Raw genomic sequence first — 25,161 nt, 5'->3', positions numbered from 1 at the left:
TATGAACAAGCCAAAAAGCCCACCTAGCGTGGGCTTTTTTGTGTCTGAAATTCCCCGTTATATCAAGCTCTTAGTCATATTTTGGCTTCAAGCGAACCCATAGCACGTTGTAAAGTTCACCATTATCCAATGAAATATAGTTAATCTAAGCAGCGATCTACGTCTAGTAAGAGATGTAATTAACAGTTTCGTGAATGTGTAGTTGACGTGATGACCGTTCAAAAAATAAGGTTGGGTTATTCGTATTGATGAATATTCTCATTTTTGAGTACAAATTCACGTTGGTAAGCTAGGTATGGAACTCACTTCGGTATTAAAAGAACTACAAGATTTTGTGTATGCAGAACATGAAGCTAGCATGGAAAAACTTCTAGAAACTTGGAAGAAACCTTTAGAAGAAAAACTATTAAAAGGCGAAACTCAACGAATAGAGTCAGTAAGATGTTCCGGGTCTAATCACCTGGAAGTCGTATTAGGTGATAACGAATCACGCTTTAGAGAAGGCGATATGATTTGCTTGCATCTTGGCGACCCAAGTAACCATAAAGTATTTGGTCAAGTAGCTATTGAAGCTGAAAACGATGGAGAATGGCTGCTCAAAGTCAAAGTAGATCAAAGCTTACTTCCACAATTAAGTGAAGGCTGTTATGCCGACCCCGCAGGCATGGACTTAAAACCGTTTTATGATAAAGCTTTGGCTGATGTAGCAACATCGAAAGTCGGCAGAGACGTATTGCTACCCATGCTTTCCGGACATTTAAATACGGAAACGATTTATGACGAAGACTTTGATGAGGCTGCGGATTATGCCGAATCTCGAGGATTAAATGAAAAACAGAGTGAAGCTGTTGGTATTGGTGTCGCATCTAAATACTTAGCGTGTATTCAAGGTCCTCCCGGAACGGGTAAAACAAAAGTTATTAGTATTATCGCCAAGCTTCTTGTAGAGGCAGGGCAGAGAGTTTTCATGACTTCTCATACCCACATGGCGATCAATAATGCGCTCAACAAAATTGTAGAGGAAGGGGTTCCTGTTGCAAAAGTTTGCGCGAGTGGCGGTAAGAAATCACTGAGTGACAAGGTTCAGCATTTTGAATACGCATCAAAATGGCAAGATATACCGGACACTGGGTATGTGATTGGTGCGACACCTTTTGCTACCTGTAGTGAGCGACTTGAAAGCTTTACATTTGACACCATCATTTTTGACGAAGCTAGCCAAATTACCGTTCCATTGGCGTTAATGGCAATGAGAAAAGGGTGTCGATTTGTATTCGTTGGGGATCATAAGCAGCTTCCTCCTGTGATACTTTCTCAATCCGTTCTTGAGGACAGTTCGGCTTTCTCTAAGATGATTCTTGGCAATGAAAAGGTTTCGGTATTGTTAAGCCAAACTTATCGGATGTCTCCAGCCTTAACTGAATGGCCTAGTAACTGTTATTACAAAGGCGAATTAGAATCGAAAAGACTACCAACGCTGTCATCATTTTCTCTACCTAAAAAGCCTCACAAGTATTCCGACGTCCTCTCTAGCGATCGACCTTCTGTATTTATCAAAACTCCAGGGGTCAATGCCCGAAGTGTAAATAGAAAAGAAGCGGCGTTAGTGGCCGATTTGATAACCGCGGCTGTTGAAGCGGGTTTATCTGCTGAAGAGATAGGTGTTGTTACACCGTTCCGGGGTCATGCCAAAGCTTTAAAGACTAGCCTTCAGGATAAATTGGGGATATTTGGATCAAAATTAGTGGTAACGGATACCGTGAAAAGGATGCAAGGCCAAGAGAGGGAAATGATTATAGTTTCATTCTGCTCCTCAGACCCGCAATACATTAGCGCTATCGCTGAATTCTTTTTCCAAGCGGAACGTCTCAATGTCGCCATTACTAGACCCCAGACTAAGTTGGTTATTGTAGGTCCCGAAATCCCAGAAGGCATGCTGCAGCAGGTGGATGATCCTAAGGTGCGACAAAATATTGAAGATTATAAATCTCTGGTTCGTCACTGTTATAAGGTGGAAGTAGATTAATGGCACATATAGATACGATTACAGGCTTAGACCGCAAGCATCGACGTCATTTCAAAAAGGTATTCAATAAACTCAATGACGAATTTTTTATTCGTGAGTCATTATTAGAGTCTTTACAAGTTGCTCCTTGTATTATTGAGGGGCCTTGCAATAATTGGGTGTTTGTTGGAGTCCATTCAGAGAAACCAGATAGTATTAGTCTTTCTAAATTGTTGAAGTTTAATGACTCGATGTTGACGTTAGGTTTAAAGCCTATTCAGTATCTAGCTGTCGTCGATAATATGATTGTGGAAGAAGAAAGTACTTTCCAAATTGACGGTTCTCTCCAAGTGAATAGTTCTTTCTCTGATTATGTACAAATAATTGAGAACAAAACGTTTATTGAGCGTGGTGAAAAACTAATCCACGCCGCACTAACCGAGTTCACAATCGATTCACATTCACGAATCAAACGCACGTTTTTTCCAGAGTCGGTTATTCCCGCACAGTGTAGTACTCGTCGAGGAAAAGCCTCCGTAGACAATACCGCAAAGCTGCTCCCATTTTTTTTAGATTACGATCAAGAATTGGCTACTAGGCTAGATATGGTTGAGTCTGTCGATTCTGAAGAAGAAGGTCAGGAAGACATTTCAGTAAGGTTGATAAATGGGGTAGCTGGGAGTGGGAAAACTCTGATTTTAATTAATCGTGCCGTTTTGTATTGTAAAAAATACCCGGAAAAAAAGGTCCTTCTTGCGATACACAATAAGCCAGTGACGGAAGATATTAAATACAGGTTCGAAACCTGGCTTAAAGGTAAACCTGATAACCTTGAAATTACCACCTTTCACTCGTTTGCGCTAAAGCAGTACAGTAAAAGCCATCAGCGTGTTAAGCCAGTATTTGGCGATGCGAATATGAAAGAAGAAAAGAAGACCGTTTTAAGTGATAAAAATGAAGCTTACACACAACTATCGTTAACAGATGAGCAGATTTGGTCCGAACTAGAGTACATCAATGACTATTTAATTAAAGACAAAGAAGAGTACTTGGAATTCGATCGACAGGGTCGTGGTTTTGCACTACAAAAAAGTCAGCGAGAACATATTTGGCAGCTATATGTTGATTTTTCTGCTCGGTTGTCGTCGGTTAAGAAATACCTACCGAGTTTGTATATTAAGGAAGTTGCGTTATCAGACAAACCTCTTGAACAGTTTGATCACATACTGCTTGATGAGGCTCAATTCTTCGCGCCATCTTGGTTACAATTAATTAAACGCTCATTGACGCCGGGAGGACAATTATTTATTTGTGCTGATCCTAACCAAGGTTTCTTAAAAAGCCGTTTAAGTTGGAAGAGCGTAGGTTTGAATGTTCGAGGGCGCACTAAGCGTTTGAATCATTCTTACAGAACGACTTATGAAATAATGGTCGCTGCGAACGCTCTGCTCGATGATCTCGAAGGAAGCCCTGAAGATTACGTGAAGCCTGACTATGAAAAAATGGCAAGAGGACACAAACCCCAAATTATATATTCTCGAAATGCTCAAGATGATAAAAAGAGGTTTCTGAACGAACTCGCAGTCCTGGTGCAGTCGGGAACAGTCGCTCTTCATCAGATCATGGTTTTATGTAGCCCAGAGTATAATCCATGGTCGCTAAAGCAAGACATTGAAAAACGTATTGGTTCAAACAAGGTCATTAACTACAACAACTCCAAAGAGTTAGCGGATAACGTAGGCAGCAAAGTTAGACTGCTTAATATCAATAGTTGTACGGGTATGGAGTCTGGTTCGGTGTTTGTTCTTGGCTGTGGTCAAATAATTAACCAGCCTAAGAATCTAGAGCTGAGCGACTCGGAAAGAGAAGAAGTATTGCAAGAATCAATGCGTAAACTTTATGTAGCAATGACTAGAGCTGGGCAAAAGTTAGTCGTTTTCAGTACTGAAGAGTTTCCAGTTAGCGTTGAAAAACATATTGAAATTACGGGAGAAGTTACTCAAGTTTAGTCGTTATTTATTTATCATAAGTAACTCTTAATCAATGCAAAAAGTCGCATTTACGATACAATACCACGCAATAAATCTTGGCTCTGCTGTTCAGAGCCAAGTCCTACATTATTCGAGTAATTAACAACATGGCAAAAGCACCCGTTAACAAGAAACCCGCTTCAAAAGCTAAGCCCGTATCAAAAGCTAAAAAAGCGACCAAAGGCTTTGAAGAGACCCTTTGGGATACCGCTAATCAGCTGCGTGGCAGTGTTGAGTCATCTGAATACAAACACGTGGTATTAAGCCTTGTGTTCTTAAAGTTCATCAGCGACAAGTTTGAAGCACGCCGTCAGAAGATGATAGACGACGGGCAAGAAGCTTTTGTTGAGATGAAAGAGTTCTACCAACAAGACAACATCTTCTTTTTACCAGAAGATGCGCGTTGGTCATTTGTTAAAGCACGCGCTAAGCAAGATGATATCGCTATCATCATTGATACCGCTTTATCGACTATCGAAAAAAACAACCCAAGCTTAAAAGACGCTTTGCCAGATAACTACTTCTCGCGCCAAGGTTTGGAAGTGAAAAAGCTGGCGTCGCTTATCGACAGCATTGAAAACATCGATACGTTAGCTAACGAATGTGACATGAGCGAAGAAGACTTAGTCGGTCGTGTTTACGAATACTTCCTAGGTAAGTTTGCAGCAACCGAAGGCAAAGGTGGTGGCGAGTTCTATACGCCTAAGTCAGTGGTAACACTGTTAGCTGAAATGCTAGAACCTTTCCAAGGCAAGATCTACGATCCGGCTTGTGGCTCCGGCGGTATGTTTGTTCAGTCTTTAAAGTTCATTAAAGAGCACGAAGGGCGTACCAAAGACATCGCTATTTATGGTCAAGAACTTACCTCGACCACTTATAAACTGGCGAAGATGAACTTAGCCATTCGTGGCTTATCGGGCAATTTGGGTGAGCGTGCAGCCGATACCTTTTTTGCTGACCAGCATAAAGACTTAAAAGCCGATTACATCATGGCTAACCCACCGTTTAACCTTAAAGGTTGGCGTAATGAAGCAGAGCTAACCGATGATGCGCGCTTTGCTGGCTATCGCACACCGCCAACAGGCAATGCCAACTACGGTTGGATTTTGCACATGCTGTCTAAGCTAAGTGAAACAGGTACGGCAGGCTTTGTATTGGCGAACGGATCTATGAGTTCAAATACGTCTGGTGAAGGTGAGATCCGCCAACAGCTAATCGAGAACGATCGCGTTGAATGTATGATCGCGTTGCCGGGGCAGCTGTTCTTTACTACGCAGATCCCTGTATGCATTTGGTTTATTACTAAAGACAAAACCGAGAACACCAGCAAAGGTTTCCGTAACCGCCAAAAAGAGACGTTATTTATTGATGCTCGTGAAATGGGCACCATGATTAGCCGCACCAACAAAGAGCTCACAAAAGACGACATCGCTCTGATTGCAGACACTTACCACGCCTGGCGCTGTGATGAAGCCGAACTAAAAGCGCGCATTGAGCGTGGTGACGGCAAAGTAGATAAGTACCAAGATAAAGCAGGCTTTAGCAAATCAGCGACGATTGAAGACATTAAAGCTAATGATTTTGTACTGACTCCGGGCCGCTATGTTGGCGCAGCTGACGTGGAAGATGATGGCATTCCGTTTGAAACCAAGATGAGTGAGCTTTCACAAACCCTGTACAGCCAAATGAATCAATCTCAAGAGTTGGATCAAGAGATTCGCCGTAGTTTGGAGGCGTTGGGCTATGGGGAGTGAGTGGAAAAAAGCGAAGCTAACTGAGCATTATGAAATTCGTTCGGGTCTTTCTAAACCCGCGAAAGACTTCGGTTCTGGTTATCCATTCTTAACGTTTAAGAATGTGTTTTATAATTACTTTGTACCTTCTGAATTAACAGAACTTGTACAATCGACTGAAAAAGAGCGAGCAGGTTGTTCAGTTCAACGAGGTGATGTTTTTCTGACTCGTACTAGTGAGACCATGAATGAGCTAGGAATGAGTTGCGTTGCTCTAAAAAGCTATGAAAACTCGTCATTTAATGGGTTTTGCAAAAGACTACGTCCTAAGCCAGAGTCTGATTTAGTACCTGAGTATGTAGGTTATTATTTACGTAGCCCTAGATTCAGAAATGATATGTTGGCGTTTTCAACAATGTCGACCAGAGCTAGTCTTAATAACGATATGATCGGGCGTTTAGATATTTCTTACCCTTCTCCAGAGTCACAGAGAAAGGTCGCTCATGTTTTAAAATCATTTGATGACAAAATTACCATCAACCGTCAAACAAACCAAACCCTAGAGCAAATGGCACAAACGTTGTTTAAATCTTGGTTTGTCGATTTTGACCCAGTAAAAGCCAAAATGAATGGCGAACAGCCAAAAGGAATGGATGCAGCCACTGCCTCGCTTTTCCCAGAAAAGCTAGTTGAGTCTGAGTTAGGTTTGATTCCTGATGGGTGGGATATCGTATCCATAAAGGACTTTGGCTCAGTTGTTTGTGGTAAGACACCACCTAAGAAAAATGATGAGTTTTACGGTGGTGATGTGCCATTCATCAAGATTCCAGATACACACGGGAAAGTGTTCATTACTGAAACGACAGACACTCTGACGCAAGCAGGTGATGAATCGCAACCTAAAAAGCGCATACCGGAAAACAGTATTTGTGTGAGCTGTATAGCGACAGTTGGCCAAGTTTTTATAACAACAAAACCAAGCCATACAAATCAACAAATTAACTCTGTTGTTCCTTACGATCAGAACTCGCTCTACTACCTACTTTTTAAATTCAAGGGTTTGAATAAACACTTCCATGATTTGGCTAGTGGTGGTAGCGCAACATTAAACATGAACACAAGTACCTTTTCTAAGGTGGCTTTAGTTCGCCCCACGGCTGATTTGCTAGAAGCATTTCACAAAACCGTAGGTGGTTTAATGGAGAAAATGTTGGCGAATCAACTTGAGAATGCCACGTTATCAGAACTACGAGATACCTTGCTTCCTAAATTACTTTCGGGCGAAATCGATTTAGAAAATCAGCAAGTCGAACAAGCTAAAGCTCTGGCAGGGTAACCTTTCGTCATTCCAGAAAGTGAGGGACGAACTTATCAGGAATCTCGTTTTTGGTGGTGATGAAAAGCGAGATCTCAGATACCTCGTCCCTCGGTTCTGAGATGACAAAGGCGAGGTTCTAAGCTGACGAAGGTGAAGTTCTAAGGTGGCGAATCAAACACACCTCAGATGACAGAACAAAACTGATTTGCGCCAAAAACAAATTCAAATAACTCAATCTAGAAAACAACAAACAACGTCAAACAGCTGTAGGAAAGGCGATGAGCTTACAATTTACTGAAGCCAAACTCGAACAAGCCATTATTGAGCTATTGGGTGAGCAAGGCTACCCACACGTAGTGGGTGAACAAATAGCGCGTGAAGACAAAGAGCAAGTACTCTTCTTAGATGACTTACGTCGCTACCTTGCCAATCAGTACCGAGGCGATGGTATAACAGAGAGCGAAATCGACACCATTGTTCGTATGATCTCAACGTTGCCTGCCAGTGATTTGTACCATAGCAATAAAACCTTCTGCCAATGGCTAACGAATGGCTTCTTGTTTAAGCGTGAAGATCGCTCAAAGAAAGACCTCTATATTGAGTTAATCGATACAAGACATTTGGCACAAGCTTTACGCCTAATGTTTGTGCCGTTGCTAGAGAATAAATCTAAATCAGATAATACTGATAGAAAAGTTGCTGAAGGTAAGGTTACGTACTTAGAAACAAATCGGCTAGACCCGACTGACACTAATATCTATAAAATCGTCAATCAGTTAGAGATTGAGGGTGTCGATGAACAAGTTCGAATCCCTGATGGCATCCTTTATGTGAACGGCTTACCGCTGGTGGTGTTTGAATTCAAAAGTGCCGTGCGAGAGAAAGACGCGACCATTTTTGATGCATGGAAGCAAATCTGCGTGCGTTATCGCCGTGATATTCCCAGGCTGTTCGTCTACAACGCGATGTGCATCATCAGCGATGGGGTGAACAACAAAATGGGCAACCTGTTTGCGCCGTATGAGTTCTTTTACGCGTGGCGCAAAGTAACGGGCAACGAGTCTACCGAAAAAGAGGGTATTAATTCCCTATACACCATGATTGCCGGGTTGTTTAACCAAACCAGATTACTTGATGTAGTGAAGAACTTTGTCTTCTTCCCTGACACCTCGAAGAAAGAGATCAAAATCTGTTGCCGTTATCCGCAGTACTACGCGGCGCGTAAGCTTTACTACAACATTGACAAAGAACGTAAGCCATACGGTAGTGGTAAAGGCGGTACTTACTTTGGTGCAACAGGGTGTGGTAAGAGCTTCACCATGCAGTTTCTATCTCGCCTATTGATGAAAAGCATCGATTTTGAAAGCCCAACCATTGTGCTTATTACCGACCGTAACGATCTCGATGACCAGCTTTCTAAACAGTTCTGTAATGCCTCGGATTACATTGGTGATGAGATGGTGGTGCCAGTTAAAAGCCGTCAAGATTTAAGAGACAAGCTACAAGGCATCAAAAGCGGTGGTGTATTTCTGACTACCATCCACAAGTTCACCGAAGACATCGAATTGCTTTCAGAGCGTACTAATATCATCTGTATTTCCGATGAAGCGCACCGTTCACAGGTCAACCTCGATAAGAAAGTTGTGATCAAATATCAAGATGGTATAGCCGTCGATGTGAAAGAGACATACGGCTTTGCTAAGTATCTGCACGATTCTCTACCAAGCGCGACTTACGTTGGTTTCACCGGAACACCGATCGATGCCACCCTTGATGTATTCGGTGATCCAGTAGACAGCTACACCATGACAGAATCTGTTAATGATGAAATTACGGTTCGTATTGTTTATGAAGGCCGAGCCGCTAAAGTCATTCTTGATAACAGCAAGCTTGAAGAGGTAGAGAAATACTACCAAGCGTGCGCAGAAGCGGGCACCAATGAACATCAGATAGAAGAGAGTAAGAAAGCTTCTGCCAATATGAACGCGATCCTTGGTGACCCTGATCGTATTGAAGCTTTGGCGAAAGACTTTGTTGCACATTATGAAGGGCGAGTTAAAGAAGGTTCCACGATAAAGGGCAAGGCGATGTTTGTCTGTGCGAGTCGTGAAATCGCGTTTGATTTTTATAAGCAAGTCAAAATATTAAAGCCAGAATGGTTCGAGGAAAAGCTATCAATTGATGGCGTCGAGCTGACAGAAAAGGAGAAAGAAGAGTTAAAACCACTTGCGATGGTGCAAATGGTGATGACGCGCGGTAAAGACGATGATCCTGATCAGTACAGCCTGCTAGGGGCAAAGGAATATCGAAAATCGCTCGACCAGCAGTTTAAGAACCCCAAGTCGAATTTCAAAATAGCTATTGTAGTCGACATGTGGCTAACAGGTTTTGACGTTCCCGAATTGGATACTATCTACATCGATAAGCCGTTGCAGAAACACAACCTGATTCAAACTATCTCACGTGTTAACCGTAAGTTTGAAGGCAAGGCGAAAGGGCTCGTTGTCGATTACATTGGTATCAAGTCACGTATGAATCAAGCCTTAGCGATGTATTCAAAGGCTGATGAGACTAACTTTGAAGATATTCGCTTTTCCGTTATTGAGGTGAAGAACCATCTCGATCTGTTAAGGCAGATGTTCCACAAGTTCGATACGTCCGGTTATTACACAGGAGAGCCGTGTAAGCAGCTAGAGTGCCTTAATCAGTCGGCAGAATACATCCTTCAAACCAAGAAAGGCGAAACTCGATTCATGGCTTTAGTCGGCCGTATGAAGGCGGCTTATGATGTTTGCTGTGGTAGTGAATTGTTATCTCAGCAAGAGCGCGACCAAATTCACTTCTATATCGCAGTACGCTCTATCATCTTTAAGCTAACCAAAGGTGATGCACCAGACACGGCACAAATGAATAAGCGTGTTCGTGAGTTAGTGGCAGAAGCACTTCGTGCCGACGGAGTAGAAGAGATCTTTACGATTGGTGATGAGCACGCCGAAGCTATCGATATTTTTGACGAAGATTACCTAGCCCGAATCAACAAGATTAAGCTACCTAACACCAAGATTCAGTTGCTTCAAAAGCTACTAGAGAAGGCGATAAGTGACTTTAAAAAGGTCAACCAGCTACAAGGTATGAACTTCTCTAAGCGCTTCCAATCGCTGGTGGAGCAGTATAACGAACGTCGTGAAAATGATGTGTTGAATGGCGAGGAGTTCGATACCTTCTCTCAAGAAATGACGGACATTATCTTTGATATCGTGAAAGAAATGGGCTCGTTTGAAGACTTAGGCATCGACCTAGAAGAGAAAGCGTTCCTCGATATCTTGAATCACATGCGCAAGAAATACGATTTCACTTACGACGATGACAAGATGCTCGAATTGGCGAAGGAGATGAAAACCACAGTAGACAATGTCGCCCAATATCCAGACTGGGCAGGGCGCGATGACATCAAAGCTAAGTTGAAAGTGGATTTAATCTTACTGCTACACAAATACGGCTTCCCACCAGTAGCCAATGATGATGTTTACAAAGGCGTGTTAGAACAGGCTGAGAATTATAAGAAGAATGGGTGATAACTAGTCACCCACTAAGAATGGAGCATTTCTAGCTCTAAACGTTAATTTGGCAAGGATGTATTATGTTTACAGAGTTCTTATCGAGCCTCGATCCAAACACCGTATTAAAGGTGTCGTTTTTTATTTTGGGGGGGATATTTTTTCAGGGTCTTGTACTGATATTTAGGGAGAAGGCCTCTATTTTAGTTCGCCAGTTCCCAAGTCACCTGACTACAGGAGGTGTCTTTTTTACCTTTTTAGGAATTGCGATCGGACTACTTTCGTTTGATCCGAATAATCTAAATAATAGTATCTCTTCATTATTAGATGGCCTCAGCCTTGCTTTTTGGTCCAGTATTATTGGTATGCTAGGTTCAATAGTGTTGAAGGGGATCATTCATTTAAAGCTTGATAAAAATCGTAGTGTTGTCACAGCAAAGCAAATGCATCAGGTACTAAAAGAAGGAAACAAAAATAATGACTCTAGCCAAAATGCGATTTTGTCTGAGTTAAAAAAAATGACAAGAGCGACTGAGCAAGGAAATAAAGAGAGTCAACAGAGTTTCGACTTACTCAGCCAAGAATTACGCGACTTTTCCTCCTCTCTTTCAAAGCAAACTTCTCAGCAAATTGCTGAGTCGTTAAATGAAGCGATTAAAGATTTTAACAAAGGGCTTGTAGGACAGTTTGGTTCAAATTTCCAAAGGCTCGATGATTCGGTTGTAAAGCTACTCGAATGGCAAAGTAACTATAAACAACAAGTGGCGCAACTGACGGATGCATTTGAGAGCGCTGTCGAGAGTGTAAGTGCGACAGAAGTAGCGCTAGAGAATATTGCATCACACACTCAAGTCATACCGAGTGCGATGAGCAACCTAGAGAATACGACGGATGTCTGGCAGAACCAATTGAATGAACTAGACGAGCGGATATCCGTATTTGCTGAAATGCGTCAACATGCACTTTCCGCTATACCTGATATTGAGGGGAAGATGGATGAATTGTGCAAAACAGTCACTAGCTCTTTAGACAAGGTGTGTACTAGCATGGAAAGTGGTGCTCGTTCAGCTTCTTCTACTTTGCAAAACAATGCGAAACAGCTTAGTAGTGATTTTTCAAATGTTTCTAATGAGATAAAGGGTGAAATTAACGATGCGCATAGGCAAGTAGCGACGATTAGTCACGAGTTCTCTTCAGCTGCTGAGTCGATTAAGAATACGCTAAAAGATTCGGTTGATGATCTAAATAGCCAGCTTAGCTCATTAGTCAAAGGTACAAAGAGTGATGTTAAGAACATTGGTGACACATTAGTACACGTTGACAAAGAACTTATGGAAAAGCATCGAGAACAGCTTTCCAAAAGTAGCGACTTTGCAAGTGAGCATCACGAGTTGTTAATTGAGCAAATCAAACAGTTAGTGGAGATGCAAACCAAATCTGCGTTAAAAGTGGGTGAGCACATCAATCAAAGTTTGCTTGATAACTCAAAGGAGTTTGAGCAAGGGATTCAGGATAAGCTGAGTCGAGTGTTGACGGATTTAGGTAGTGGTTTGGTTCAAATTACTCAGCAATTTTCTGAAAACTATCGCCAATATGAGCAAGAATTCACTCGTAAAAGTATTGAACATGAAGAGATGGTATAGCCATGCATCAAGATTTATTTAGTCCAGACGCAGAAAGTTCAGAATCGAGTCATTGGCTCTCGGTATCTGATCTAATGGCAGGTTTGATGGTGATCTTCTTGCTTATTAGTGTCGCCTTGATGAATCGTATTGATGTGGAAAAACGCGTGATAAAGGCAATGGACATAACTATTAGTGAAGCCCAAGTTCGTATTCACCAAGCTCTAGAAAAGGAATTCACGCAAGATTTCGATAAATGGCAAGTGGAGCTTGCGGCGGATAAATCGCTTAGTATTGATTTTTATGCTAAACCCTATCACTTTGTATCTTCAGAATCCGAATTATCTCCCGCTTTACTGAGTACTCTGAAAGTGTTCTTCCCTCGTTACATTAATGTGCTAGAGCAATACCAAGATGATATTCAAGCAATTCAGATTGAAGGACATACTTCTTCTTATTGGGAGGGTTTGAACTCATTTGAGGCATACAAACAGAATATGATGTTATCTCAGAATAGAGCGAGTGCTGTATTCGAAAAGGTAGTGAACTTTGACGGGATATTGGAGCAGCATGGCAGTTGGGTGATGAAAAAGCTCGCGGCATTAGGTTATGGGCCTGCTCAACTTCGTTTTCATGCAACTGGTAAAGAAGATTCAAGTCGTTCTCGAAGAGTGTCATTTAAGGTCATAACTAAATCGGAAATCAAAGCCAAAGAGATTTTGGAGAAGCTATAATGCTGGATTTGGATTTGAGAGAGTTTAGTGCCCTCGTTGAAGGAATTACTTCTTCACCGCCCAAAAAGTTAGTATCGATAAGCTTTGAGCCTGTCGATTATTCGAGAGTATTAGAAAACTATCAGCACGCGCGAGTGATCGGAGAATTTGATAAAGAGGTCTCCGTTTACAACGACTTATTTCATTACGATGGACATGGAGTAATTGTTTATATAAAGGAGCATGTTGATCTGGAACTTGTAACTAAAGACCCCTATACGCATGGAAAAAAATACCATTTAACTAATTGCTCTACAGTCCAAATCGAAAAAAAACAGAATCGATTTGGTCGATTTGTTGCGTTGCAATATACCAACGAGCTTATGCCAATTTCTGATAGTAAGGGGAAACAAGCTGAAGCCATGCTTTGCGTGTGTAAGTCGTGTATGAGGGAGTTAAAATTCAGACCTTATTTGTTAGCGAAAGGTGAGAGTGAAAAGGAACGTATTTGTCGCGAGTTTGATCTTGTTGAGTTTTTAAAAAGACGTGATTGCTACTTTCCCGATGAATATCTACCGATAAGGCTCGCTGAATACAGTTCATTCTCTTATGCGGGGAATTGGCGCGAGATGAGCATTAGCTATAGAGCGAGCCAGCAATACTGCTGTGAGCAATGTAGAGTCTCTTTAGTAACGCGTAAAACGTTGCTGCATACCCATCATATCGATGGTGTGAAGTCGAATAATTCTGTTAGAAATCTGATGGCACTTTGCAAGGAGTGCCACAGTAAACAACCTAACCACGGCAATATAAAGCTTTCAGAGGAAGAGTTGTCTGGCCTGAAAGAACTAAGGTGCGCACGTACTTAGGCCTTTCTAGTTGGTTTTCTAAGAGGGTTGATGCAGACTTTTTAGTGAGGAAGTGCAAACTCTATGAATGCAGTGCTTATTTCGGCGACGTGTATAAAAAACTGTTAAATCAGGCTTTATCGTTCAGAAAAGTTAAAATTGATGACACTTGATTTTTATTAATGAGTATTTCAGCCAAAACAACCGCTTTAGCTGAAATACTTGAGTAGAGCTCTAACCTCGAATGATCATTTGTTCACGCTCTGGGCCTACTGACACCATCACAATTGGCACACCCATTAATTCTTCGATACGCGTAACGTAATCTTGTGCCGCTTGAGGAAGGCTTTCAAACGTGCGACAGCCAGTGATGTCTTCATCCCAACCTACCATATCTTCATAAACAGGTTTTAGCTCAGCCGTTTGTGGCCAAATCGGGTTTTCAGTGTGTTCACCTGAGTAAGCCGTACAAATCTTAAGTTCAGATAAACCAGACAGGCAGTCAATCTTAGTCAGCGCGATTTCAGTCGCGGCTTGCAGGTCAACGCCGTTGCGAGTTGCTACCGCATCAAAGTAGCCCATATCACGTGGGCGACCTGTTGTTGCGCCATATTCGTTAGAGCTTTCGCGGAAGCTGTCTTGCTCTTCCATTGCAGTCACTAGCGTACCAGTACCTACAGATGAGCTGAACGATTTAGCAACGGCAATAACGCGCTCGGGGCGAAGGGCAGGTAAGCCACTACCGATACCCGCGTATGCAGCGGTTACATTTGAAGATGTCGTCCAAGGGTATTCACCGTAAACAAGGTCACGACCTGCGCCTAGCTGAGCTTCAAACAGTAGGTTCGCGTCTTGCGATTGCAGTGCTTTAAGCGGCTCAGTTACGTTGCAAATGAATGGGCGCCAAGCCTTGGTCACTTCAAGTAGCCACTCTGTCATTTCAGAAGCAGTCTGAGTGAAATCACATTGTGGGTATAGAGCCTTAAGTTGAGGCATCTTCCAATCAAGTAAGAATTGAATGCGCTGTTCTAAAATCTCAGGTTGGTTCAGCCATCCCACGAGAATACCTTTCTTCATCACACGATCGCCGTAAGCAGGTGCAATACCTTGACGTGTTGAGCCATAAGCACCATCGCCTAAACGCTCTTCTTCAAGAGTATCTTCAAGCGCGTGTAAAGGTAGACACAATGTTGCGCGGTCTGAAATCGCCATTTTCACTTTGATGCCAGCCGCTTGTACTTCTGCGATCTCTTCAGTTAGCGCAGCAGGGCTGATCACCATGCCAGGGCCAAGAACCGCTGTACAATCAGGATTAAAAATACCACTCGGTAGTTGGTGCAGTTTGAATGTACCGAAGTCGTTTACTACGGTATGGCCGGCATTGTTTCCGCCTTGAAAGCGAATGCTAGCAGAAGCTTGGTCTGCTAAAAAATCAACGATACGGCCTTTGCCTTCGTCGCCCCAGTTTGCGCCTACAACAACAATAGATGGCATAATTTTTCTCCTGACTGATTGAGAAATCATGTTAGGCCTACAAAGTGGATAAGAGAAATTAATTATCTTTATTATCTTGATAAGGATTTCATATATCATATAGGGAGCACAGGAGAGATATGATGCTTGATATAAATTTGTTGAAGACGTTTGTGACGCTAGCGGAATACAAGCATTTTGGGAAAGCGGCCAACGCACTCCACATGACGCAGCCCAATGTGAGTTTGCACCTAAAACAACTAGAGCAAACCACACGTATTAAGTTGATAGAACGAAGTCCATTTCAATTGACTCAGGCGGGCGAAAGGTTATTGGAAACAAGCCAAAGAACGTTGCTTGAACTTCAGATTTGTCAGGCCGATCTTAATGCTATTAATGACCTCAAAATAGGTACATTAACTATTGCCGTGAGTGACATCATTTCCAGGTTCTTGTTGATTCGTCCGTTCCAGAAGTTCAAAGTACAGTATCCCGGCATTGACCTTACGCTCTTGAATACCACGTCATCTCAGGCATCGAGTTTAGTCAAAAACGCTCAGGCGGATATTGGCTTTGTTATCGCAAAAGAACAGCACAATGAGTCGTTGTATTTCACAAAGCTGCAAGAGCTTTCTTGGTGCGCGTTAGGCGATGGGTTTGATATTCAAGACTCTGATAATTTGCCAAAAAGTGATATCAGGGATGCTGATGCCGAGCTCACATTGATTCTACTTGGCCATGATACGAGAACTCGTGACTTCATTGATGAAGGTTTACCAAGCCTTAATCTACCCGATCACAGAGTCATGGAAGTAGGGAGTGTTGATGCTCAAATCGACTGGGCAGAAGCGGGGTTTGGCGTCGCCATCATTCCTGAGTTTGCGATATCCACCAAGCAGCAACTGAATTCAAAGGTTACGCCATTGACCAACTTCTCTAGCACCAGCCTTGGCTATATCGTGAGGCAGAACCAAGTTTTGTCTAAAGCGACCAAGCAATTATTAGGTTGGGTTAATGATGAGATTACTCTGTTACAACGCAAAGACGATAAGAGCGCGGAGTGAGTCGGGTGTACAAATAACGTTATCACTGACTTTGAGTTACCTGAGCCTGCCTAGTGTAGGCTTTTTTGTGTCTGCAAAGCATTGTTTTTTCAGTGAACAATAGACGATTAAACTAACTATCAATCTAACGAAACTCCCCCCTTCATCTATTTTTTGCAAATCAGAGCCTTGAAATTAGTCATTGACAATGTTTGACGATCAAACTAAATTTCAGCTAGTTGTTTTGATTGTCAAACTACTTGTGAGTCAAAGGGAATTTATAAGTACCATTCCCTAATAACACAGCCCTAACTACCAACACGAGCTAAGGACGCCATTTTGAGTTTTCCAACACGTCATCAACACCACTTTTCTTCTCATAACCAGCAAGGTGAGAAGCGCACATTTTATGTATTGTTATTGACCGTCGTTACCATGGTTGTCGAGATCGTTGCGGGTACCATTTATGGTTCAATGGCATTACTTGCCGATGGTTGGCACATGGGAACGCACGCAGCGGCGTTTGGTATTACCTTGTTTGCATACCGTTATGCGAAGAAACATGCCGAGAGTGAACGTTTCTCTTTCGGTACCGGTAAAGTTAGTGTGTTAGGGGGGTACACCAGTGCGATCGCGTTGGGGATTGTGGCATTGTTGATGCTGGTGGAGTCGGTACATCGCTTGTTTAACCCTCAAGCTATTCAGTTCAATGAAGCGATCATCGTCGCGTGTATTGGCTTAACTGTGAATGTGGTGAGTATGTTTTTACTCGGCGATCACCATCATGATCACGGACACGAGCATGGCCACGATCATAGTAAGAGTCACGGTCATTCACATAGTCATGATCACGACAGCGACCATAATCATAAGCATGGTGAGCACCATCATGACCATAACCTACGCGCAGCCTACATGCATGTGTTGGCGGATACTTTGACTTCACTGTTGGCTATTGTTGCGCTGCTGTTTGGTAAGTTTTACGGTTGGAACTGGTTAGATGCAGCAATGGGAATGGTTGGCGCATTTGTGATTGCTAAGTGGACGATGAACCTTATGAAACAAACCAGTCCAATCCTGCTTGATGAGAATATCGACCAAGATTATCGTGACTCAGTGACTGAAACCTTAACGCCTTATGCGTCGATCACCGATTTCCATATGTGGAAGGTGAGTGGGCATCACTATTCTGCGGCGATTACTCTTGAATCAAACAGTGATAAAACCGTGTCTGAATATAAACAAATGCTCTCCAAGTTTGATAAGATTAATCATCTTACTCTTGAAGTGCATTCAAACGACCATGCGAAATATAGAACAGCTTAACCAAATACTGACTGAGTTCTACGATAAAATGTCTTCGTGGGAACAGTCTGTAGTCAAAGAGACGGGTTACTCCCTGGCTCAAGTACACACCATTGAAGTACTTGGTATGCATGGCGCGTTAAGAATGAAAGAGCTCGCTGAAAAGCTCGGTATCACTACGGGTACATTGACCGTTCAAATCGAAAAGCTGGTTAAAGCCGAATTGATTGAACGCCATGAACACCCAACGGACCGTCGTGCAATCGTGGTTGCTCTAACTGATGAAGGTCAGAAGATACACGTTCACCACAATCAGCTTCACTTGAACCTAGTTAATGAATTAACGCAAGACATCGAAGAAGATGAGAAAGCGGTATTACTGAAGTGCCTATCTAAGATGGTAAAAGCGTTTTAGTCTGCCTTAAGTTCGAACCCTAACTTATTAGCTGCAAAGCGATTGATTAAGAAATCTAAAAATGGACCTGACTCGAATTGAGTAGGTCCATTTTTTCGCCGTTTTCGCTCGACTATACAATCACCAATCGATGGACTCACCGTTTAAAAAACAAGTCAAAATCTCCAATATTGCTCTTCGCTCTTGCCCCTCTGATGAGCCAAAAAAATGTCATTCACAACCATCAGGTCAATAATTGCTCAAAGTTGTTTAATTCAAAGCCTTAATAGCAAAGCGTTCAGCTACTCCCACTCCGTCAAATATCTGTCTCTCATTTTTATAATTCTATTAATGTACATGTAACTAAAGTGTGTTATTGATTAATTTGTCGTTAATGGGGGCTTCTTTGTTTGAATGTATTGATGATGTCACTACTGGCGGGCAGGGCCGCTGCAAAAATTCAACCCCATTACTGATAAAAAATCATAACAATAACTCGATCGCACTAGCCGTATATCCATGCTTTGATGCGATCAATTAGATACTTATAGTTAATTTAGTAAAGACGAGCCACGTATATGAATATAAAGAAAAAACTCTATTCGTTGGGGGTGTTCTCCATCTTCGGCATGATTTCATTGTTGTTTACCACATCTCAATTTGCGGACACCACCGCTAAAATGAGCGAAGCCAAACAAATTACCAAAGAACTTGAAGTGCGACTGCTCAACCTTCGTCGTAACGAGAAAGATTTCTTACTTCGCAGTGATCTGAAATACCTCGACAAGTTCGACGTAAATTACAAAAAATTCTTAGCGTCTGAATCTGAGCTCAATGCTGTGCTGAATGATTTGGGTTTGGCCAACAGTACACATTTACGTGAAGATATAGAAACGTACCACACAAGCTTTGTTAACCTTGTTAAAGCCAGCCAAGTGTATGGACTAGCGCGAGACAAAGGCTTGATTGGAGAGTTTCATGTTGTACTCGATAACATAAGTGCTACCGCCAGTGCTGAGCAAAAAATTGAGTTGTATCTCTTCAATGATTTGATCGAGAAGGGTGAGTTCGACCCTAGTGTTCTGTCTATGAGTTCTAATACGGGAGGCTCAGCTTCTTTGATAGACGCAGCTCGTCAAGTCGTGGATCAGAAACGAGTGATAGGGTTAAAGCATAACGAAGGGTTACTAGGGCAAGCGCGTACAGGTTCGCACGTTATTGAGACTCAATTCAAAGAGTTCTCGGCCGTGTTAGAACAACAGGCGCAACAAGAGATGGATAAACTATCGCTGCTCAACAACACCCTTTGCGTCACATTGTTAGTGGCGATCATTCTATTCAGCTGGTTAATCGTACGTTCAATCATCGGTAAGATTGAATCTCTACTCACAGTGATCCGAAATATTGTCGACTCGAACGACGTGTCTATTCGTGCTACGGAGAATGGCAAAGACGAACTCGGTACGCTAGGCGAATACTTCAATCAACTGCTAGACCAACTTGAAGGGTTGATTGCGACGTCTCAATCTAAGTCACATCAGTTGACACAAAGTACGTCGAGCATGCATGACGAGCTGGAATCGGTTATCAAACAGTTCGAAGTTCAGGCAAACCACACCTCAACGATGACAACTTCAGTGCAAGAGATGGTACTGACTATTGGGGAAATATCAGAAAGTACATCGGTTGCCGCTGAAGGCGTTCATCAAGCGAAAGTGAATGCCGATAAAGGTCGTGAAGTGGTAGTCGATACCATCAATAACATTACCCAGTTGTCTGAACGCCTTTCAAGTAGCCAAGATTCGATTAGTTCTTTGAATCACCATGTCGATCAAATTGGTAGTGCCGTTAACATTATCCAAGGTATTGCGGAACAGACTAATTTATTGGCACTGAACGCAGCCATTGAAGCCGCTCGTGCTGGTGAGCAAGGTCGTGGCTTCGCTGTTGTTGCGGATGAAGTCCGAGCGTTAGCAAGCAGAACGCACCAATCAACCACTGAAATCACCAGTGTAGTCACTGCAATCCAGAGCCAAATGAATGCTTCTATGACAGAGATTGGCGAGTGTAATCAACAAGGCCAACTGACACTTAAAGACTCAGAAGAACTGGATGCAAGCTTGCAACTGATCTTGAGTGATATGGAAAGCATTCAAGGCAACTCAGAACGTATTGCTTCAGCGATTGAAGAGCAGGGCGCTGTAATGACACAAGTGAGTGACTCAATTTCAGAGTTGAATACCATCTCGAATGATAACAACGCTTCGGCGCAGCATTGCTTGGTCGAAGTCGATAAAGTAGCCGAGCAAGCGAACGATATGGACCAAGCGGTAGCGCAGTTTAAGACGTCATAAGAGCAAAGAGCGGCTATAAACCAAAGCCGTGAATTATTTGAAACCAAAGACGTGAGTTTTTAGAAACCAAAGGCGTGAATTATTCGCGCCTTTTTTATGCCTGAAAGGTAGGCAAGTGCCTGAATCGATAGAAATAAGAATAAGGCATTACAAAATAGACTTAAGTATCTGTGGAATAAAACTAAAATAATGACAGACTAACTATGAAACGAACGCATTAACGCGAGCCTATCTTTGGCGCGTTTCGAATAAACGTTAAATCTTACGGAAGAGGAACAGCATGCACTACGACGTATTCAATGGAGACGCAGACGGCATCATCGCGTTGTTACAACTGCGATTAAGTGAACCGAGAAAAAGCGTGCTCGTCACCGGTGTAAAGCGTGATATTAAGTTGCTATCTCAAGTTGCTAGTCAAATCATAGAGCCGGGCAAGCCAAATGATGTCTCTTCCGTTACCGTTCTTGATGTGTCGATGGAGAAGAACCTGCCAGCATTGCACTCTCTGTTAGATGCCAACATCGATGTATTTTACTGCGATCACCATCGAACAGGGGACGTGCCAACCTCTGACCATTTAGACACTCTGATCGATACCGCGCCAGAGAGCTGCACGAGTTTACTGATTAACCAGAAGCTAAATGGTGCACACGTAGCTTGGGCAATCGCGGCGGCCTTTGGTGATAATTTAAAAGTAGTGGCCGCACAGTTAGCTGATGAAAATGGATTCAAACAATCACAAATTGAGTTCTTAGAAGAGCTAGGTACCTTGGTTAATTACAACGGCTATGGTACATCACTGAGCGATTTACACTTCACGCCAGTTGAGCTCTACCAAACCCTTTATCAATATCCGAATCCGTTTGATCTTTTGGATGACAAAGACTCGGTGTTTTATCGACTACGATCTGCTTACCAGAATGACCGCCAGCAACTATCAAACCTTGCCCCTGTTTATGAAAGTAAAGTCGCACGTGTTTTTGAGCTGCCCGGTGAGACTTGGGCAAGACGTATCAGCGGTGTATTCGGCAATGAGATCGTGAATCAAGATCCAAACCGAGCACAAGCAGTATTAACTAAAAACCAAGATGGCGAATCTTATACTGTTAGCCTAAGAGCACCACTATCCAATAGAACAGGCGCAGATGAAATTTGCTCTAGCTTTGTAACTGGCGGAGGGAGAAAAGCAGCGGCTGGCATTAATCAACTTAGCGAACTTGATAGAGGGAATTTCATTTCACTGTTGGACGCTTATTATTCGCCGAGTGTAGAGCGCTAACTAAAATAGTAGCCGGAGTGAATAGGGGAAAGAGAGGCCATTTGGCTTCTTTTTTGTATCTAAAGTGACCCAAATAAGACTTTCAAAACCTTAGTTAGGTCAGATCTGGTACTTTACACGGTATAACATAAAAATAAGAGTGATTATCAATTGTATTAATTTTGGGGGAATAGCATTATACGTATATTGAATCTTCTGTATTTTGAATATCCTTATAATGAATCTTGCCCAGGTCGACCTTAACCTACTCGTTATTCTTAAACACCTTCTTGAAGAAAAGCACGTATCAAACACAGCCTTGGCGTTGGACATGAGCCAACCGACGGTGAGTCGTTCACTACAAAAACTACGAACGGTATTCAACGATGATTTGTTAGTCCGCGCAGCCTATGGTTATGAATTAACCCCGAAAGCAGAAGTCATTAAGCAAGACCTCAACTCTGTGCTCACACGCCTTGAGAAATTGGTCCATGGAGACGTATTTGAACCGCAGACAAGCAATAGTACCGTTCGGTTCTTTGGCTTGGTTCCGCAAGTCTCGCATTTGTTACCAAAAGTCGTGTCACAAATCCGCAAGCAAGCGCCGAATATGGTTGTCGATATCGACTCGATTCCTAAACGACACTTTGAACCTCTGTTATCAGGTGATGCGCACTTCGTGTTGTCGACGCATGAACCATTAAGTTCTGAACAAAACTTGTATCGAATGTTCGTAATCAGTCGCGATTATCGGTTATTAATGAGCAAAGACCACCCTCTGGCAGATAAAGAGATCACCGTTGATGATTTATTGAATAGCCAACTTGGTCAAATCTCACTGCAAGGGGATAAGAAGCTCTCGATTGAAAGTCGTTTCAAAGATTTGGGCTTGATCGATAAGCAGCGTCAGCTATCGATACCGATTCAACTGTCTAACTTTAATGTCGCACCGGATATGGCTGAAGCGACCGATATCATCTTTCACCTGCCGACACCTTTCGCTCAACAAGCAGCAAAACAGAGAAACCTTGTTTGTAAACGCGTACCCAAAGCGATCAGGAGCCCATCAGAAGACGTATATCTCTATTGGCATAAACGTTTCCACAATGACCCTATGTGTCGTTGGATTCGTGAACTATTTAAAGAGATATACTTCTAAATCATCCGGTACCTGAATGTCACGGGTCTAATGCTAATGAATTGAATATATATTGCATGTGTTATTTGAAAAATGAATAGCCATAATGAATTTTCAACATGAAACTTTCGTTGATTGGAGTGGTAACTGGTTGTTTAATGCAAACCATTATCATTGCTAATTACATATAAGAATAAATATCATGTCTGAGAAATCTCTTTTGATTCGCAAGCCTCTTTTGGTTCGCAAGCCTCTTTTGGTTCGCAAACCCCTTATAGTTCGCAAACCTCTCATGATTCGTAAACCCCTTTCGGTCGCAGTAGCTGTGTTTTGTACCTCACTTTCGGCTAACGTGTTAGCGCAAAAAGAATCGCAAGTTACAGATGAGCAAATGGTTGTTACGGCAACTCGTACTGAAATGGCTCTAAAACAAGCGCCAGCTTCAATGTCGGTTATCACCGCTCAAGACGTCGAAGACAGCCCTGGAATCACTTTGGCTGACATCGTTGCAGAATCAACGAGTGTGGAATCTGATTTTGATAGCACACGTGCTGGCCGTCAGATGATCTCTATTCGTGGTATGGATTCAGACTACACGCTTATCATGGTGAATGGCCGCCGTTTAAGCTCAGCAAGTGCCATCATTCGTGGTAACGACTTCGATCTCTCGACTATTCCAGCTGAGTCAATCGAACGTGTTGAAATCATCCGCGGCCCAATGTCTGCACTTTACGGTTCAGATGGCATGGGTGGCACAATCAATATCATCACCAAAGCTCCGGAAAATGATTGGAGCTCAACGATTAATATGGACACTTCATCTCCATTAGGCGGAGATGGTGGGGAAGAATATTCTGTTGGTTTTACCACGTCCGGTGCATTGATTGATGATGAGTTGTTTGCTCGTTTTTCTCTAAACCAAACCTCGCGTGACGCATGGCAACCATATACAGGTATTGGTCGAGAGAATATTACCGCTCTAGAGGAACGCGACACTTTAAGTTTGCTAGCCAACCTGACATGGAATGTCACAGACAACCAAACGATTGATTTAGACCTTGGCTATAGTGACGATAAACGTGATGGTTTAGCAGAGTACGCTACAGGTTCGAACCTAGTGGATAGTAAGGTTGTACGTAACAGTCAAGCGATTACACACAGCGGTTTTTGGAGCTGGGGTGACACACAAGTTCGTTACTCTCGTGAAAACGTGACAGACAATGATGCCGCTGATCTAGGTAATAATTACAGTAGTGATGTAGAAGAGCTCACTCAAATAGTAGAAGCATCAGCGACGACTTATCTTGGTGAGAGTCACACCGTAACGTTTGGTATGGACTACCAGTTGAGCGAATTAACCAACAAAGAAAACTTGATCAATGGTACATCAGAAGCGTATCAAGGTGCTTTGTTTGTTCAAGACCAGTGGCTGATGACTGAACAGTTAACCGCAACCATTGGTGGACGTTTAGATAAGCACGAACTGTACGGCGAAGAATTCAGCCCGCGTGTGTACTTGGTTCACCAAACGACCAATGACCTCATCATCAAAGGTGGTGTGGGTAAGGCTTTCAAAGCACCTTCGTTGACTCAAAACCAAGCTGACTACACTGTTAATAGTTGTAAGGGAGCGTGCGATTTATATGGCAACGCAAACCTGAAGCCTGAAACGAGCTTGAACTATGAAATTGCAGCAATATACAACCAACCGCGTTGGAATGTTGAAGGTGCCTTGTTCCGTAACGAAATCAATGACCTTATTGATCGCGATGAAACGTACTGCGAGAACGGTGAAGTGTTTGAATCGGGTAAAGGGTGCGCGGACAGTTCTAGCTCTACTGGCTATGTGAAAGGGAAGCGTACTTATACCAATGTATCTGAGGCGGTGGTTCAAGGTGCTGAACTTACGGGGCAATTCCAGATTACAGATGAGTGGGAGGTTTCTGGTAACTACACCTTCTTAGACACCGAAGATAAATCAACGGGTGAAGAGCTGCTAGAGCGCTACAAGCATTCAGGTTTAGTAAAACTTAGTTGGAACCCAACGTACGATCTGAATACCTTTATTAGTGCACGTTACCGTGGTGAACGTAATATCGAGACGGATCTAACACAAGACGCGTACACAACGTTGAATATCGGTACGATTTACAACGTGAATGATTCGGTTCGACTACGAGCGGGTATCACAAACTTGACTGACGAAGCTGTGTCTCAAGAACTTGAAAATATGGGCTATGTCGAAGAACCACGTACTTACTACGTAGGCATGACGGCTGACTTCTAATCAATCTGAAGTCGTTTTGATAAGCAAATCCCCATAAAGCAAAGAACCCACATGACGTAACGTCGTGTGGGTTCTTTTGATCT

General features: G+C 42.7%; 16 protein-coding genes. 15 read left to right on the top strand and 1 reads right to left on the bottom strand.

Annotated features, from left to right (window positions below; translation table 11 throughout):
- Nucleotides 1–295 precede the first annotated feature (295 nt).
- The 8 genes from Q5H80_RS07570 to Q5H80_RS07535 all read left to right on the top strand — a co-directional run bounded on the left by Q5H80_RS07570 (nt 296) and on the right by Q5H80_RS07535 (nt 13,847).
- Nucleotides 296–2,026 carry an ATP-binding protein gene (locus Q5H80_RS07570; protein WP_304564025.1) on the top strand — a complete coding sequence of 577 codons (1,731 nt, stop codon included), beginning with the start codon at nt 296–298 and terminating at the stop codon, nt 2,024–2,026.
- On the top strand, nt 2,026–4,014 hold the full coding sequence (locus Q5H80_RS07565; RefSeq protein WP_304564024.1) for a UvrD-helicase domain-containing protein: 1,989 nt from the start codon (nt 2,026–2,028) through the stop codon (nt 4,012–4,014). The genes Q5H80_RS07570 and Q5H80_RS07565 overlap by 1 nt, the downstream gene beginning before the upstream one ends.
- A gap of 128 nt (nt 4,015–4,142) precedes the next feature.
- The gene (locus Q5H80_RS07560) at nt 4,143–5,789 is read left to right on the top strand and encodes a class I SAM-dependent DNA methyltransferase (RefSeq protein WP_304564023.1); all 1,647 of its coding nucleotides are present in this window, start codon (nt 4,143–4,145) and stop codon (nt 5,787–5,789) included.
- Nucleotides 5,779–7,104, top strand: a complete 1,326-nt coding sequence (locus tag Q5H80_RS07555) for a restriction endonuclease subunit S (RefSeq protein ID WP_304564022.1) — start codon at nt 5,779–5,781, stop codon at nt 7,102–7,104. The genes Q5H80_RS07560 and Q5H80_RS07555 overlap by 11 nt, the downstream gene beginning before the upstream one ends.
- A 260-nt stretch (nt 7,105–7,364) precedes the next feature.
- Entirely contained in the window at nt 7,365–10,661 is a 3,297-nt protein-coding gene (locus Q5H80_RS07550) for a type I restriction endonuclease subunit R (RefSeq protein ID WP_304564021.1), read from the top strand.
- Nucleotides 10,662–10,726: 65 nt separating this feature from the next.
- Entirely contained in the window at nt 10,727–12,286 is a 1,560-nt protein-coding gene (locus Q5H80_RS07545) for a hypothetical protein (protein WP_304564020.1), read from the top strand.
- A gap of 2 nt (nt 12,287–12,288) precedes the next feature.
- A complete protein-coding gene (locus tag Q5H80_RS07540) occupies nt 12,289–12,999 on the top strand; it encodes an OmpA family protein (RefSeq protein WP_009846879.1) in 711 nt (236 codons plus the stop codon).
- Nucleotides 12,999–13,847 carry an HNH endonuclease gene (locus Q5H80_RS07535; protein WP_304564019.1) on the top strand — a complete coding sequence of 283 codons (849 nt, stop codon included), beginning with the start codon at nt 12,999–13,001 and terminating at the stop codon, nt 13,845–13,847. The genes Q5H80_RS07540 and Q5H80_RS07535 overlap by 1 nt, the downstream gene beginning before the upstream one ends.
- Nucleotides 13,848–14,060: 213 nt before the next feature.
- Here the strand turns inward: Q5H80_RS07535 and Q5H80_RS07530 are convergent, their stop codons facing one another.
- A complete protein-coding gene (locus Q5H80_RS07530) occupies nt 14,061–15,320 on the bottom strand; it encodes an adenylosuccinate synthase (RefSeq protein WP_304564018.1) in 1,260 nt (419 codons plus the stop codon).
- 119 nt (nt 15,321–15,439) lie between these two features.
- Here Q5H80_RS07530 and Q5H80_RS07525 point away from each other — a divergent pair, with 119 nt between their 5' ends.
- The 7 genes from Q5H80_RS07525 (at nt 15,440) to Q5H80_RS07495 (ending at nt 25,078) form a co-directional block, all read left to right on the top strand.
- Nucleotides 15,440–16,363, top strand: coding sequence for a LysR family transcriptional regulator (locus Q5H80_RS07525; RefSeq protein ID WP_304564017.1), 924 nt, complete (start codon nt 15,440–15,442; stop codon nt 16,361–16,363).
- A gap of 318 nt (nt 16,364–16,681) precedes the next feature.
- Nucleotides 16,682–17,668 carry a CDF family Co(II)/Ni(II) efflux transporter DmeF gene (dmeF, locus tag Q5H80_RS07520; protein WP_304564016.1) on the top strand — a complete coding sequence of 329 codons (987 nt, stop codon included), beginning with the start codon at nt 16,682–16,684 and terminating at the stop codon, nt 17,666–17,668.
- Entirely contained in the window at nt 17,646–18,062 is a 417-nt protein-coding gene (locus Q5H80_RS07515; protein ID WP_009846872.1) for a MarR family winged helix-turn-helix transcriptional regulator, read from the top strand. Before dmeF ends, Q5H80_RS07515 begins: the two co-directional genes overlap by 23 nt.
- Nucleotides 18,063–18,670: 608 nt before the next feature.
- Nucleotides 18,671–20,395, top strand: coding sequence for a methyl-accepting chemotaxis protein (locus Q5H80_RS07510; RefSeq protein ID WP_304569395.1), 1,725 nt, complete (start codon nt 18,671–18,673; stop codon nt 20,393–20,395).
- A gap of 280 nt (nt 20,396–20,675) precedes the next feature.
- The gene (locus tag Q5H80_RS07505) at nt 20,676–21,674 is read left to right on the top strand and encodes a DHH family phosphoesterase (protein WP_304564015.1); all 999 of its coding nucleotides are present in this window, start codon (nt 20,676–20,678) and stop codon (nt 21,672–21,674) included.
- 217 nt (nt 21,675–21,891) lie between these two features.
- Nucleotides 21,892–22,812 carry a LysR family transcriptional regulator gene (locus tag Q5H80_RS07500; protein ID WP_304564014.1) on the top strand — a complete coding sequence of 307 codons (921 nt, stop codon included), beginning with the start codon at nt 21,892–21,894 and terminating at the stop codon, nt 22,810–22,812.
- A gap of 271 nt (nt 22,813–23,083) precedes the next feature.
- Complete coding sequence (locus Q5H80_RS07495) at nt 23,084–25,078, top strand: TonB-dependent receptor domain-containing protein (protein WP_304564013.1); 1,995 nt, start codon at nt 23,084–23,086, stop codon at nt 25,076–25,078.
- Nucleotides 25,079–25,161 lie beyond the last annotated feature (83 nt).

Origin of the sequence: Vibrio sp. SNU_ST1 (assembly GCF_030563405.1) — a bacterium.
Classification (GTDB): domain Bacteria; phylum Pseudomonadota; class Gammaproteobacteria; order Enterobacterales; family Vibrionaceae; genus Vibrio.
Note: the sequence above shows the minus strand (reverse complement) of the source record. Positions and strands in the feature narration are given on the sequence as shown.